The organism is Polynucleobacter sp. MG-Unter2-18 (genome assembly GCF_018687675.1).
Lineage (GTDB): Bacteria > Pseudomonadota > Gammaproteobacteria > Burkholderiales > Burkholderiaceae > Polynucleobacter.
In genome coordinates this window covers 282,858-296,651 of record NZ_CP061302.1, presented here as the reverse complement: position 1 = coordinate 296,651, position 13,794 = coordinate 282,858, and the positions used below count along the sequence as shown (strand labels likewise).

The window sequence follows — 13,794 nt, the reverse complement described above, 5'->3', positions numbered from 1 at the left end:
ACACTTGAACGCAAGGGACAAACTCATAATCACTTCTTAAGACTGTACGAGATCTTCATAAGTACCTGTCTTTTCAATACGGCCGTCGATCAAACAGACAATCAGAGAGCAGTTTTTAAGGGTGGTTAGTCTATGCGCAATAATAAAGACTGTGAGGTGCTTGTCCAGCCCCTCGATTTCCTCCATCACCGCGGCCTCGGTTTCGTTGTCTAGTGCACTGGTTGCTTCATCGAGCACAATAACATCTGCTTTTTTATACAGCGCCCTCGCAATGCCAATGCGCTGTCGTTGCCCGCCTGAAAGGCGAACCCCGCGCTCCCCAACTGCAGTCTGATACTGCATCGGCATGGACTCAATTACCTCAGCCATGCGTGCCTGCTTAGCTGCATGGCGCACAGTCAGTGCATCAATGTCACTCAGTGGAACGCCTAAAGCAATGTTGGACTCGACAGTACCATCTGAGAGAAAGATTGATTGTGGAACATGTGCCAGATGCACTTGCCAAGCTCGCTGATTGGCAGCTGTCACCGGAATGCCATCCACTTCAAGGGTGCCACTATTTGGCTCAAGCAGCGCCATAACAATATCAAGTAAGGTGCTTTTTCCGCTTCCTGTCGTCCCAATAAAACCAACACGCTGCCCCTTCTGAATCGTCAGATTAATGCCATTCAGCACCCAATTAGCGCTCGTATCGTACCGAAAGCATACATCGCGCAAAACAATGGAGTGTTCAAAAGGTAGTGGAGAGGCCGGCTTGTCTGCGTTATCCGGCATCCGCTGATTGAGTAGAGCTAAAGTGTCCTCCAAGGAGGCCTTGCTACCTTGAATCGATGCCCATGCTCCATAAGCCTGTTGCACAACTGGCATTAAGCGCTGGGCGCTCATAGCAAGCACACCCAGAATCGGCAATGCGGTTATAAGACCATTTTCCTGAACAGCTAAGTTGTATGCGAGCACAGCCATCAATACCATCCCTAGTGCCTCCAGAACAAAGCGAGGGCTTTGCCCAAAAAAACGGAGGCGCGCCTGCGCGTGACAAAGCGCACGATTAGCCTCCTGATATGCACGGCAATAGGCATCTTGCGATCCGTCAATCAGAATATCGCGTATGGCACCCATTCCCTCTTGCAGGACACGAATGACTTTTGTGCCTTCTGACGCAATCACCTGGCTATCTCGCAATAATCGTCTACGCGTCACCCTTATCACAAGCGCATAGATACAACCAAAACCGGTAAGAGCGAAGAGCGCGACAGCTGGATCAAAATAAAAAAGTCCCGACATGATTACGCTCAGCATGAATGTTGAACTGAGAATGATTAATACCGGCTGAATGACTTCAGACGTAACGCTCGGCGCCTTGACCGAAATACCGTGAATCACCACACTACTATTGCGCGCCACGTGGGTACTATATGACTGATAAAGCGTTTTTCGATAAATACTAATACCAAGATCGATTCCAATGGCATAAGACAGTCGCATCGTTGCCCACAACAAGAACAACCGGCTGGCGCCTGCAGCCACGGCAGCAATGATGAATACAGCCGCCATTGGCAACAAAAGATCTGTTGCCTCACGAATCCCAAGCATAGTGATAAAGCCTTGAGCCAATGGATGATCGTATATATAGTCAGGAGAAGTAAGTACTCCCAGAAACGGCAAGACGGTACCAATACTAAAGACTTCGAGAATGGACACGATCAGCATCAAGAGTAGCAACAACAATAATTGCGTTCGTCGCCGCAGGCTGATATGAACCCAAAGCTGGCTAAGCAATTGCATTAGAGGGAGAGACAGCTCTGACTTACTCATGGCGATCCATCGGCTTATGACCATGCACGTTAATTAATTCGTCGCGTTCTGCGACCTTGAGTTCTTTCAAGGCCATTTAGCCTTGCTCTTTAAAAAATCCTCGTAGGCCTTTTTGAGACCGCCCTCCAAAGACTCCTTAGCATTCCAGCCAAGTGCATTAAGGCGTGTGCTGTCAACAAGTTTGCGAGGTGCACCGTCAGGCTTGCTGAGGTCGAAAACAATATCGCCCGTATAGTTAACGACTTGGGCAATGTTTTCGGCCAGCTCCTTAATAGTGAGGTCGTACCCACAACCCACATTAATATGGCTGAGCATAGGTTGGGTGTACTGCTGGTATGTGACCTGTGGCAGGTTCATAACGTGCACGCTAGCTGCAGCCATGTCGTCCACATACAGGAATTCGCGCATCGGCGTGCCGGTACCCCAGATAGCGACGCTTGATTTATTGCTAACCTTGGCCTCGTGCAAGCGGCGAATCAGGGCTGGAATGACGTGGGAGTTCTGGGGATGATAGTTATCGCCAGGACCATAGAGATTGGTGGGCATAACGCTGCGATAGTCAACTCCGTGGCTTTCGCCATACTGGCGGTTGTAGCTTTCGCAGAGCTTGATGCCTGCAATCTTGGCAATGGCGTAAGGCTCGTTTGTAGACTCCAGAGTGCCGGTAAGCAGCGCGCCCTCCTTCATTGGCTGGGGAGCTAACCTGGGATAGATACAGCTGGAGCCGAGGAATAAGAGTTTTTGCACGCCATGGCGGAAGGCAGCATCAATGACGTTCGCCTGCATCATCAGGTTTTGATAAATGAATTCAGCAGGATAGATGCTATTGGCGTGGATGCCGCCAACCTTAGCTGCAGCTAAGTAAACATGGTCAGGCGCCTCTTCCTTAAAGAAAGCGTAAACGGCTGCCTGGTCAGTGAGGTCTAGTTCAGCATGTGTGCGAGTAACAATCAGCTCAACCGGGTGACTGTGTGCCAGCAACTGGCGAACAATGGCCGAACCAACCATGCCTCGGTGGCCTGCAACGAAGATTTTAGGGGGGGCAGTCATTTTCTAGGGGGCTCACACAGTCTTCAAGGCACAAGCAATCATTCATAGGACTCATCTCAGCCTTCAAGACTTCGATTTCGACCTGAAGGGCTTCATAATCTGCCACTTTACGCCTCAAAAACTCGCTCGTAAGCTTTGACTTTTCAAGCACTCCTGCCGGGGTGAGCCAATAGGCATAGCGCAACTTATTCTTACTTTGATTGAAGTTATGCATCTTGACTAAGCCCTTTTCAATCAGCGCCTGGAAGCAGAAGTTGATCGTACCCAGCCCCACGCCCAGATCCTTGGCTAGCATGCGCTGACTGGTCTGGGGCGTCTTATGCAAACGGCGCAGGACTTCGAACTGGATTTCCTCCTGGAAACCAGCCAATTTCTGAAGTGGGGATACTAGGCTCAAGGTAATTTAGGTACGCTACCGCCGTGCTGTTCGACGATCAGCAAGCGCGGTTAGGGTTTTAGCAGAAGCTCTGATGCAATAAAGTGAAGCAAAGAGTACCGTCATAAGTTCGACTGACGAACACTATTCTGCCACATATTTATAACTTTAAAAAAGGTTTTTTGCTAAATAGGCTATTGCGAGGTAGTTTTGCTAATTCACCTTGCGCAAACTGGCCGGTGCGACTCGCACCGCAACTGGCATTCTCAGAATCTCAATCAACACCATGACCCGACTTTCGCCATCGGCCATTTGGTAGATGCCTTCGATGCCGGCAAATGGCGCCTCCATTAGGTAGACCCGCTCACCGGCTTTGAACAATCGCTCCGGCTCCATCTGAAGCAATACCTCCTTTGATCGTAGCAGCTCGATCAGCCGATCATCTACCCGCGCAGGCTGGATCCCGAAGATGATAAGACGGCTAACTCCCTTTGTCGAACGGATTGGCCCCCAACTCTTGGCCGAATGACCGAAGCCCAAGCGAATGAACAGGTAACGTGGAAACAGGGGTTCGTCTGCAATCGTCAGCAACCCTTGGCGGATCTTTTCTGATGGAAGGGTCGGGAGGTAACACTCATAGCCTTGCCGATGGAGGTTTTCCTGGGCGCACTTTTCTTGTCCAGGCTTGGTATGAACTAGAAACCAGTGCATCGTCTTCTCCAAAAGTCTTCTGTATTGTCAACATCCTACCCCCTTGATGTTTCAGCGAGGAAATAATATTTTTATCAACCATTTTATATATACGGGCAATTAGTTTGCCGAGATATCTCCTGCTATTTAGGATTTGTGATCATCCTCGAAATTGGGAAGCATGCTTTGTGCTGTAGGCTGGTCGTTGGCGCCCAGATCTTCGTCGAATTCACTGCCTCACCTCTAATTGCTGCACACCTTCCCCCTTATATTGAGAGCGTTCGCCAACAGTTCGAAATACTCGAGGATTTGAAGCATGGATTAATTTTCTTTGCCAACAGAAACTACATATCCGTGATTTTTAAGAAGGGCATGTTGTTTTGCCTGATCCAGATCATTTGCCACCATCTCCACGATCATTTGATCAAGCGTGATCTCTGGGGTCCAGCCTAACTTCTGTTTGGCCTTAGTTGGATCACCTAACAAGGTCTCCACCTCAGTCGGGCGGTAGTAACGTGGATCAATTTGCACGATAACATCGCCAACCTTGAGTGCGGGAGCACTGTTACCATCAATAGCAACCACTAGGCCACGTTCTTGCTCTGCAGAGCCTTCGAACTTAATCGTAATGCCCAGCTGTTTAGCGCTGCGAATAATAAATTCACGAACAGTAAATTGCACGCCAGTAGCAATTACAAAGTCATCTGGCTCATCTTGCTGCAGCATCAACCATTGCATGCGAACATAATCTTCTGCATGACCCCAATCTCGCAAGGCATCAATATTACCCATATAAAGACATTGCTCTAAACCTTGTGCAATATTCGCTAAACCACGAGTTACCTTGCGGGTTACAAATGTTTCTCCACGACGTTTTGACTCATGGTTGAAGAGTATTCCATTACAGGCATACATGCCATAAGCTTCGCGATAGTTAACGGTAATCCAGTAGGCATAAAGCTTAGCAACTGCATAAGGGCTTCTAGGATAAAAAGGGGTTGTTTCTTTTTGCGGAATCTCTTGAACTAATCCATAGAGCTCAGAAGTAGAGGCTTGATAAAAACGAGTTTTTTTCTCTAAGCCAAGTATGCGAATCGCCTCCAAGATTCGCAAGGGACCAATAGCATCCACATCGGCTGTATATTCTGGAGACTCGAAAGATACAGCCACATGACTTTGGGCACCCAAGTTATAAATTTCATCCGGCTGTGTTTGCTGAATGATGCGAGTTAAGTTGCTTGAATCACTTAAGTCACCATAATGAAGCACAAAATGACGATGATTAATATGTGGATCTTGGTACAGATGGTCAACACGCTCAGTATTAAAAGAGGATGCACGGCGCTTAATGCCATGAACGATGTAGCCTTTTTCTAATAGGAACTCCGCCAAGTAAGAGCCATCCTGCCCAGTAATACCAGTAATCAACGCTACTTTTTGCTTATTAGTCATATCTTTATATTTGTTCTTAAAAACCAATTTACCTTAACTAAAATCAGCCCCGTCCATAGGCATCTTCAAGCCTCACAATATCATCTTCACCTAAATAAGCGCCCGATTGCACCTCAATGATTTCTAAGGGCTCATTACCTGGGTTAGCTAGGCGATGGGTTTGCCCTTGGGGAATGTAAGTGCTTTGATTTTCAGTCAATGTCATCACCTGATCGCCATTGGTAATTTCAGCTATGCCCCTTACAACCACCCAATGTTCAGCTCGATGCTCATGCATCTGCAGAGAGAGGCTTGCTCCAGGCTTTACCTGGATTCGCTTTACTTTGAAGCGATCACCCTGATCAATACTGTCATACCAACCCCAAGGTCTTGCAACTTTTCTGTGTAAATTTTTTTCTTCTCGCTGCTGAGACTGAAGAAGTTCAACCACTGACTTTACAGTCTGACTACTTCTTCTATTGGCGACAAGAACCGCATCTGCAGTCTCCACAATAATCAGATCATCAACTCCAACAGCGCTAACCAACCTACTGCTGGAATAAATCAAAGAATTTTTTACATCATCCACAATGACATCACCGGTAATGACATTAGCATTCTCATCCTGATTGCCAACTTGCCATACGGCATCCCAAGCACCTAGGTCATTCCAGCCCGCATCAAGCTCAATCATCTTGATGGAAAATGGGCTAGATTCCTGCGAACTTGCACACCGCTCAATTACCGCATAATCAATTGACTCACTTGGAACTGTCTTAAAAGCTTCTACGCCCGGCCTAATAAAAGCAACATCACCAGCCCGATCAATCGCCCTAGCACTCCAAGCGCTCTCAGTAGCGATATAAATATCAGGTCGAAACTCTTTCAATGCGGCAAGCCAAGTACTTGCACGCAATACGAACATACCGCTATTCCAAAGATAGTCACCTTCTTTTAAATAAGCTTCAGCTTTACTTGTATCGGGCTTCTCAACAAATCTCTCTACATCAAACTCACCATGAATACCAGCATCGCCCTGACGTTTGATGTATCCATAACCTGTTTCGGGGGCACATGGCGTGATACCTAAAATGGCAATTGTTTTTTTAGATTGGTCAGCCTCAACGGTTGCAATGCAACTCTGTAAAGACTTAATAAAGCTTGATTGATTACGAATAGTCTGATCGGCAGGTGTAATAACCAAAATTGGATCACCCTTCTGAGGGCTGGCATTTGCCGCAAAGTATTGCGCCTGAAAGGCTGCCAATGTAAGTGCTGGCGCCGTGTTGCGCCCCACAGGCTCAAGCAATAAATTTGTCTGAATCCCCTTTAGCTCTCGCAGTTGATCAAGAGCTAAAAAACGATGCTCTTCATTTGTAACAATCAGAGTGGGGCCCAGCTCAAAATCATTAGTAGAGTCGATTGCATTAATTCTTTCAATTGCCTGCTGAAATAAGCTCTTACCCGAATCATCGCCAGACAATACTAAAAACTGCTTTGGAAAACCCGACCTGGATAAAGGCCAGAGGCGAGTACCCGAGCCACCACACAATATGATAGGTACGACTGAAGTCGAGGTTGATGACTGGGAAGTCGTCATGGGCGCCTAATTTAAGCCTTTATGTTTTTTGTAATTAAGCCCTGATTTTATAGGCTTTATTTCCATGATTAGGCTTAATTTGGCTTATTTGGGTAAGGCTTTCCTGTTAAATTGCTATAAGTAGCCCCCGCCAAGATTAATAGAATGGAATCCACCATCACTGGGAAAAAAGCATATTGGTAATGGGTTATCTGGCTCAAAACAACAATTAAGGCTACCGCGGCGGCGGGAGGGTGCAAGCAACGCAATGCAAACATACCCAGGATGGATAGGCTGGCCGCCAAAGGCATTGCTAACAGAGGGTCATTTACAAAGCGGAATATCGAGATCCCAACCAATGCAGACAGGGTATTGCCAGCAATTACAGCCCATGGCTGAGCCATTGGACTCTGAGGCAAGGCAAACACTAGCAATGCACTTGCACCCAGGGACGCCATCAACCATTCATCAGTACCGCCAAGCTCACCAAGGAACTGAGCGGTAGTAATCACTAACAAAAGTCCTAAAAATGCCCCAAATACAGAGCGCATTCGCTCCAACCATGGGACAAAAGGCTGATCGCCGCCAAGGTAAAAGGCAAGATTTTTTATGAGTTGCTTACGGGATGGTCGCATCACTAATTTAATTAATTGCTAACACTCAAAATATAAGAAATTAAGGGGGAAACATTAGAGCTTTCAGTTCAATCATAAGCGCGTGCAGATGGATGGCCAATAAAGTGGTTTGGTCTACCTTAAAATCAACTGATGACTAGCCAAGCCACTAATCAACTGGACTTACATCACCGAAAAGAAATTGACGGGCTTAGAGCGCTAGCGGTATCGGCGGTAATCGCATTTCACTTCTTCCCCGGTACCCTGCCAACTGGATATCTTGGTGTTGACTTATTTTTTGTCATTTCTGGATATCTCATCACCCTTTTAATTAGCAGACAAGCGGCAAAAAATGAATTCCGATTTTCCTCGTTCTATCTAAAGAGGGTTAAAAGAATTTTGCCAGCGATGCTGGCCATGCTTGTTGCCAGCTCAATTGCCGCTACCTTGATATTGCTTGCCCCAGACCTAGAGAGGTATGCAAAGAGTCAGATTGCAACACTAAGCTTTATTGCCAATATATATTTTTGGAGAACGGGTGGATATTTCTCAACCAGCGATGAGTTAAAGCCTTTGCTTCACATGTGGTCCCTTGGGGTTGAAGAACAATTTTATCTATTCTTCCCAGCAATATTAATCATTATCATTAGATTTATCAGACCCCAATCACTAAAAATAGTGGCATTACTAGTAATAGCCACATCTTCATATGGCATCAATATTTATCTCACGCATATTGGCGGCTCAAACCCAGCATTCTTCTTACTTCCAACCCGCATTTGGCAATTTGCAATTGGCGGTTGTTTTGCACTCCTCCCAATCATCCGGCCAGAAAATTCTACGCGCCTGAATTTTTTGTTCATAGCGGGACTAGCGCTTATTACTATTAATTTCGTAACGCCGCCATCTCAAATTCCGAGCGCAACTCTATTGACTCTTGGTGCAGGACTTATTCTTTGGAACAAATTAAATAGCAATTCACTACTGCTTCGTTATCTAATTACAAAACCAGTGGGGCTGGTAGGGCTATCCTCTTTCTCGCTCTACCTATGGCATTGGCCCATTTTAGTTTTTCTGAAGTACATCTATGTAGATAGCGTACCTTTACATATCTTGATGAGCGCGTTGCTGGCAACCATCCTCATTGCATATTTGAGCTGGAAATATATTGAAAATCCATTTAGGAGTTCAATCCCTACCAGAACTACATTGCTTGCAATTCTCTCTATCTACTGCGTATTAGCTATATATGCGTCAACTATGCTCGCATTAAAAGGTCTGCCTGGTAGAGATGCCGATCTTGCAAATTCATTTGCAAATGCAATTGACTCAAACTACCGCTGCCCTCCAGGCAACTATCGACTTTATGGCGCATCGCGTAGCTGCTTAATTGGCGATATAACAGCGTCTCCCTCATTAGCACTTCTTGGCAACTCACATGCTCAGATGTATGCGCCAGCAATTATTGAGTCTCTCAACGCGCATCATCAGGCCGGGCTAATTATTCCACTCAATGGCTGTCTTCCAACAATCGATCTCAATATCTCTACAGAATGCCTAAAGATGGCTGAAATAAATTTTCAAGCGATAGAAAAAGATAGGAATCTAAAAACTGTAATCATTGCGATGACCTGGTATTCAAATGATTTGGTTGATAAATCAGGGGCATCAATTTCAGACCCCAAGCTCAGCTACAGAGAAAAATCAATCATGATGCTAATAGATAATTTAGCAAAGACAGGGAAAAACATATACTTAGTTGGTCCAATCGCTATTCCCAATTTTGATTTTGCATCCGTGGCAAGCAGAAATATTAAGTTCGGAAATACTATTGAAAACTCTTCCGTCACGAGAGCCTCATTTGATAGTCAATTCAAGTCCCTGATAAGCTCTTTATCACGCCAACTACAAGGCAGGCTGATTTTGCCCCACGAGGTACTATGTGATGAAGAGCATTGCAACTTCGCAGATAAACAAGGAAGTTACTTTTCAGATAGCAATCACCTATCTGCATATGGGACTCAAAAACTTCGTCAACTATTTAACCCCATTTTTGAGAGGCAGCAGCATTAAAAAAGGCCGCTTTAGAAAGCGGCCTTTTAAAACTATTACAACTAAGGAGTATTAAGCCTTCTTAGCATAAGCAGAGCACCAGCCTTTGCCAGCAACTTGCTTAGCACCAAACAAAGAGCAACCACCAGAAGCAGAACCAGCCTTACCTTGGTACAAAGCGCAGTTATCGCACTGTTGACCAGTAGCATATTTGGCATACTTTGCCTTATCAACCTTGGACGCATCTGCCTTGTAACCCAATGCAGCAGCCTGTGGATCCGATTCAGCAACCATTGCTTGAGCTTGAACTTTACCGTTCAAGGCTAAAGTGCAGGCACCAGCGGCAGACAAAATCATGAATTGGCGACGACTATTTTTCATATGGACTCCAGAGGTTGAGGTAGATCAAAGATTGTTTGTGAATGGATCATAGAGCAGATCAAATTACTCAACTATAGGTAGTGTAAGTGCATGATTTCATTGACTATCTTATTGAGAATTGTTCTCACCAGCACATCAACGCCAACCCTTGAGATTCATGCAACTAATTCTCTCTTTGAAATGCGCCCCAGAGTCAGAGGAGGGGTAAGAACGCGCGCAAACAATCGCATCTTGTTGAAAGGTAGCTTTATTGTTCTTTGCAGGATCGACATTCACATCTGGATAGGTCATTGATCCACAGCCAAACAAAAAAGTGATTGCCAGGCAAGTACTCAAAAGTAATAACTTAGATTGGGGCATGGAACGTCTTCTCATTTAGCAGTGGGGCTTTGGACCCACATTAATCCCTATCTCTTTTCTAAAAGGGATAAAAACTCTCTACGCAAATTAGAGTCTTTTAAGAATGCTCCGCGCATCACGCTGTTGACCATCTTCGAATCACGATCCTTAACGCCGCGCCATTGCATGCAGAAGTGATCTGCATCCATCACGATGGCAACACCAATCGGCTTGATTTTCCTCTCGAGCATATCCGCCAATTCCACGACAGCCTCTTCCTGAATTTGTGGACGACACATCACCCATTCAGTCAGACGTGAGTATTTCGATAAACCAATCAATGCAGATTCTTTGCTTGGCAAGACACCAATCCAGATACGACCCATGATTGGACATAGATGGTGTGAGCAAGCACTACGAACCGTGATGGGGCCAATGATCATCAACTCATTTAGTCTGCTGACATTAGGAAATTTCGTGAGTGTTGGTTGCTCAACATAGCGACCATTAAATACTTCCTTAACAAACATCTTCGCAACACGTTGGCTGGTGTTTTTAGTATTGTGATCACTCTCGGTATCAATCACCAAACTCTCTAGTACGGCCTGCATTTTTTCAGCAACCTCATCTACCAAGCCCTCTAACTCACCTGGCTTAATAAATGCAGATATATTGTCATTCGCATGAAAGCGTGCCCTCTGAGCTTCGATACGACGACGGATCACCACAGATAGTGGTGTGCCTGCATCCCCCATCTTGGCAGCTACTTGCTTTGCTGGAGTCTTAGTAGTCGCACTCTGCGCCACCTTCTTGACTACTTTTGTTGCTGCCTTGCTTGCGGGCTTGGTGTTAGTAGAATTTATGGTTGTGTTTTTAGTGCTTGTCTTTTTAATTGCCATTAATGTTTATCTCGTAATTTCTGTAGTGATTTCTAAAATATTTTGCTGCGCTTAAATCTGAAAGAAGATCGCTACTACGCAAGCTAAGCCAGCAAGCCAAACGATAGATCTAGTTGTAGACCAATCAGCAAGATAGCAAGCTAAGTAAGCGATTCTGGCAATAATGAAACCCAGCGCCAAAAGATCCACTCTATGTTGTGGCGCGTCCGCTATGACCGCAATGATGACTGCGGCAAAAAATAGTGGGAGAGACTCAAAGAGGTTTGCTTGGGCCGCATTCGCGCGCGCCCGATATCCGGTTTGTTTTGCTAACCATTGGCGAGGTGCGCCATTGTCATAACCCTCAAATCCTTTTTTAGCAATGCCGGCGGCAACGATGGGAAGCAAACCCATAAATAGAACACACCAATAAGCAATAGTCATGATTGCGCCTTTTTCTTTGAGCCAATGCGTGACTCAGTGCCATTCATCAGGTTTTTGATATTGCTGCGGTGACGCCAAATCAGCAGCAAGCAAACTACTAAGAGAGCAATACCCATCGGCTGGAAACCAAACAAAAATACAAAATAGATGGGGCCAAATATTGCTGCAGCCAAAGCCGCTAAAGATGAGTAGCGCATGAATGTCGCCACAATAATCCAAGTGCTCAGTGTAGCCAAGCCAAGGATCCAATTAATACCAAATAGGATGCCACAAGCAGTAGCAACACCCTTGCCACCCTTAAAACTATGAAATACCGGGAACAAATGCCCCAAGAAAACTGCCAGCACTACACCGCATAACAACCAAGAATTTGAGGTGGAGGTTAATGACTCATCACCCAGTAGGATTCTGGCAAGCATCACAGCAAAAAAACCTTTTAGCGCATCTCCAATCAAAGTCAAAACAGCGGCAAGCTTATTACCAGTTCTTAGAACATTGGTGGCACCTGGATTGCCAGAACCATAGGAGTGGGGATCTGGTAAACGCATGCATTTACTCACCACCACCGCAAACGAAATTGACCCAATCAAATAGGCAATCGGAATAAGTAAAAGGTCTAATGTGAAATTCATACTGATATCTTAAACACTTATCGTAAAGTTATTTTTAGAGCGCTTGAGCTGATCGCCAAAACAGCTGAACTAATCTACTCAAGCACCCCGAGGATGATGTTGCTGATGAATCGATTTGAGGCGCTCTCTGGCTACATGGGTATAGATCTGGGTAGTAGATATGTCAGCATGCCCCAAAAGTAGCTGTACCACCCTTAAATCAGCCCCGTGATTAAGCAAATGGGTAGCAAAAGCATGGCGCAAGGTGTGTGGAGATAAGGCTACAGGGATATTGGCAATCGTGGCATAGCGCTTAATGAGCGCCCAAAAAGCTTGGCGAGTTAAGCCTGTGCCGGTATGACGACCCACAAATACCGCATCAGTAGTTTTGCCCTCAAGCAATAGTTTTCTGGCATCAGCTAGATAGCGACGTAACCACAGCCCCGCCTCACCACCAAAAGGTACGAAACGCTCTTTGCCACCCTTGCCATTAACAACCCGAATGACACCTTCATTTAAACCCAAGGCAACAGTCTTCAATGAAACAATCTCAGAAACGCGCAGACCACTGGCGTACATCAACTCAAGCATGGTGCGATCACGCAACCCCAAAGCAGTCTCAACATCGGGGGCGTTAAGCAAGGAAGTTACCTGATCCTCACTGAGTGTCTTAGGAAAACGCAATGCTTGCTTGGCTGCCCGCAAACCAATGCAAGGATCACTTTTAACCAAGTTCATGCGCAAAGCATGACGATAAAAACGCTTGAATACTGTGAGCCTTCGATTTGCAGTGGTAGCTTTGTCGGCACGTCGATGCGCAATGTAGGCGGTGAGATCTTTCTCAGTTACTGCATACAAATCCGTGCCCGAGTCTTTTTGAAGCCACTGCGCTAAGAGCAATAGATCTCGCCGATAAGCAGACAAGCTATTTTTCGCCAACCCATCCTCAAGCCAACAAGCATCACAGAAGCGCTCAATGGCCTCTTGGCTTACTTGGTGGATGACTGGCACAACTACATTAGTCACGGAAGTTATTAAAGCCTAATGGAGCCTCGCTGACCTCTTTCTTGAGCATAGCCATAGTCTCTTGTAAATCATCGCGCTTAGTACCCGTTACACGCACTGCATCACCCTGAATACTCGCCTGCACTTTGATTTTGCTGTCTTTAATAATGCGGACTACTTTTTTGGCTAACTCAGAAGTAATCCCCTTTTGGATTTTCATGGTTTGCTTGCGCTTATCACTACCAATCGTCTCTTTTTTGTCGTCCTTGAGGTAGCGCACATCCACATTGCGTTTAGCCATCTTACCGTAAAGAACATCGCGAACTTGTCCCAATTTAAAGTCATCATCACCAAACAAGATGAGAGTCTCATCCTTTTGCTCCACTCGGCTATCAGAGCCTTTAAAGTCAAAACGATTGGTAATTTCTTTATTGGATTGCTCAATTGCGTTTTTCAACTCAATCATGTCAGGCTCACACACTACGTCAAATGAGGGCATCTCAAACTCCTTAAATAATCTGGGTAATTA

General features: G+C 45.6%; 15 protein-coding genes. 1 reads left to right on the top strand and 14 read right to left on the bottom strand.

The features are described from left to right. Positions 1 to 36 precede the first annotated feature (36 nt). The 7 genes from C2759_RS01580 to C2759_RS01550 form a co-directional block, all read right to left on the bottom strand. Entirely contained in the window at positions 37 to 1,815 is a 1,779-nt protein-coding gene (locus C2759_RS01580; RefSeq protein ID WP_215355733.1) for an ABC transporter ATP-binding protein, read from the bottom strand. Between the two features lie 66 nt (positions 1,816 to 1,881). Then, positions 1,882 to 2,865 carry a GDP-L-fucose synthase gene (locus tag C2759_RS01575; RefSeq protein ID WP_215355731.1) on the bottom strand — a complete coding sequence of 328 codons (984 nt, stop codon included), beginning with the start codon at positions 2,863 to 2,865 and terminating at the stop codon, positions 1,882 to 1,884. Further along, positions 2,849 to 3,262 carry a MarR family EPS-associated transcriptional regulator gene (locus tag C2759_RS01570; RefSeq protein WP_251366992.1) on the bottom strand — a complete coding sequence of 138 codons (414 nt, stop codon included), beginning with the start codon at positions 3,260 to 3,262 and terminating at the stop codon, positions 2,849 to 2,851. Before C2759_RS01570 ends, C2759_RS01575 begins: the two co-directional genes overlap by 17 nt. A gap of 192 nt (positions 3,263 to 3,454) precedes the next feature. Further along, complete coding sequence (rfaH, locus tag C2759_RS01565; RefSeq protein WP_215355729.1) at positions 3,455 to 3,952, bottom strand: transcription/translation regulatory transformer protein RfaH; 498 nt, start codon at positions 3,950 to 3,952, stop codon at positions 3,455 to 3,457. Positions 3,953 to 4,252: 300 nt separating this feature from the next. Further along, positions 4,253 to 5,383: a GDP-mannose 4,6-dehydratase gene (gmd, locus tag C2759_RS01560; RefSeq protein WP_215355727.1), complete on the bottom strand. Its 1,131-nt coding sequence runs from the start codon at positions 5,381 to 5,383 to the stop codon at positions 4,253 to 4,255. A gap of 43 nt (positions 5,384 to 5,426) precedes the next feature. Continuing rightward, a complete protein-coding gene (locus C2759_RS01555; protein WP_215355726.1) occupies positions 5,427 to 6,962 on the bottom strand; it encodes a mannose-1-phosphate guanylyltransferase/mannose-6-phosphate isomerase in 1,536 nt (511 codons plus the stop codon). 74 nt (positions 6,963 to 7,036) lie between these two features. Then, on the bottom strand, positions 7,037 to 7,576 hold the full coding sequence (locus C2759_RS01550; RefSeq protein ID WP_215355724.1) for an HPP family protein: 540 nt from the start codon (positions 7,574 to 7,576) through the stop codon (positions 7,037 to 7,039). Between the two features lie 132 nt (positions 7,577 to 7,708). Here C2759_RS01550 and C2759_RS01545 point away from each other — a divergent pair, with 132 nt between their 5' ends. Beyond that, a complete protein-coding gene (locus C2759_RS01545) occupies positions 7,709 to 9,628 on the top strand; it encodes an acyltransferase family protein (protein ID WP_215355722.1) in 1,920 nt (639 codons plus the stop codon). Between the two features lie 51 nt (positions 9,629 to 9,679). Here C2759_RS01545 and C2759_RS01540 read toward each other — a convergent pair whose 3' ends face one another. The 7 genes from C2759_RS01540 to C2759_RS01510 form a co-directional block, all read right to left on the bottom strand. After that, a complete protein-coding gene (locus C2759_RS01540; protein ID WP_215355720.1) occupies positions 9,680 to 9,988 on the bottom strand; it encodes a high-potential iron-sulfur protein in 309 nt (102 codons plus the stop codon). Positions 9,989 to 10,123: 135 nt separating this feature from the next. Next, positions 10,124 to 10,348: a hypothetical protein gene (locus C2759_RS01535; RefSeq protein ID WP_215355719.1), complete on the bottom strand. Its 225-nt coding sequence runs from the start codon at positions 10,346 to 10,348 to the stop codon at positions 10,124 to 10,126. A gap of 47 nt (positions 10,349 to 10,395) precedes the next feature. Further along, positions 10,396 to 11,082, bottom strand: a complete 687-nt coding sequence (gene folE / locus C2759_RS01530; protein WP_251367041.1) for a GTP cyclohydrolase I — start codon at positions 11,080 to 11,082, stop codon at positions 10,396 to 10,398. A gap of 195 nt (positions 11,083 to 11,277) precedes the next feature. Continuing rightward, positions 11,278 to 11,649, bottom strand: a complete 372-nt coding sequence (locus C2759_RS01525) for an MAPEG family protein (RefSeq protein ID WP_215355714.1) — start codon at positions 11,647 to 11,649, stop codon at positions 11,278 to 11,280. Then, a complete protein-coding gene (gene plsY / locus C2759_RS01520; protein WP_215355712.1) occupies positions 11,646 to 12,281 on the bottom strand; it encodes a glycerol-3-phosphate 1-O-acyltransferase PlsY in 636 nt (211 codons plus the stop codon). The genes C2759_RS01525 and plsY overlap by 4 nt, the downstream gene beginning before the upstream one ends. 78 nt (positions 12,282 to 12,359) lie before the next feature. Next, positions 12,360 to 13,286: a site-specific tyrosine recombinase XerD gene (gene xerD, locus C2759_RS01515; protein ID WP_215355710.1), complete on the bottom strand. Its 927-nt coding sequence runs from the start codon at positions 13,284 to 13,286 to the stop codon at positions 12,360 to 12,362. Next, the gene (locus tag C2759_RS01510) at positions 13,279 to 13,764 is read right to left on the bottom strand and encodes a YajQ family cyclic di-GMP-binding protein (protein WP_046329570.1); all 486 of its coding nucleotides are present in this window, start codon (positions 13,762 to 13,764) and stop codon (positions 13,279 to 13,281) included. Before C2759_RS01510 ends, xerD begins: the two co-directional genes overlap by 8 nt. Positions 13,765 to 13,794: the final 30 nt, after the last annotated feature.

Coding starts and splice junctions, on each gene's coding strand:
- C2759_RS01580 (WP_215355733.1), bottom strand. CDS start 1,815: ATGAGTAAGTCAGAGCTGTCTCTCCCTCTAATGCAATTGCTTAGCCAG.
- C2759_RS01575 (WP_215355731.1), bottom strand. CDS start 2,865: ATGACTGCCCCCCCTAAAATCTTCGTTGCAGGCCACCGAGGCATGGTT.
- rfaH (WP_215355729.1), bottom strand. CDS start 3,952: ATGCACTGGTTTCTAGTTCATACCAAGCCTGGACAAGAAAAGTGCGCC.
- gmd (WP_215355727.1), bottom strand. CDS start 5,383: ATGACTAATAAGCAAAAAGTAGCGTTGATTACTGGTATTACTGGGCAG.
- C2759_RS01555 (WP_215355726.1), bottom strand. CDS start 6,962: ATGACGACTTCCCAGTCATCAACCTCGACTTCAGTCGTACCTATCATA.
- C2759_RS01550 (WP_215355724.1), bottom strand. CDS start 7,576: ATGCGACCATCCCGTAAGCAACTCATAAAAAATCTTGCCTTTTACCTT.
- C2759_RS01545 (WP_215355722.1), top strand. CDS start 7,709: ATGACTAGCCAAGCCACTAATCAACTGGACTTACATCACCGAAAAGAA.
- C2759_RS01540 (WP_215355720.1), bottom strand. CDS start 9,988: ATGAAAAATAGTCGTCGCCAATTCATGATTTTGTCTGCCGCTGGTGCC.
- C2759_RS01535 (WP_215355719.1), bottom strand. CDS start 10,348: ATGCCCCAATCTAAGTTATTACTTTTGAGTACTTGCCTGGCAATCACT.
- folE (WP_251367041.1), bottom strand. CDS start 11,082: ATGGGGGATGCAGGCACACCACTATCTGTGGTGATCCGTCGTCGTATC.
- C2759_RS01525 (WP_215355714.1), bottom strand. CDS start 11,649: ATGACTATTGCTTATTGGTGTGTTCTATTTATGGGTTTGCTTCCCATC.
- plsY (WP_215355712.1), bottom strand. CDS start 12,281: ATGAATTTCACATTAGACCTTTTACTTATTCCGATTGCCTATTTGATT.
- C2759_RS01510 (WP_046329570.1), bottom strand. CDS start 13,764: ATGCCCTCATTTGACGTAGTGTGTGAGCCTGACATGATTGAGTTGAAA.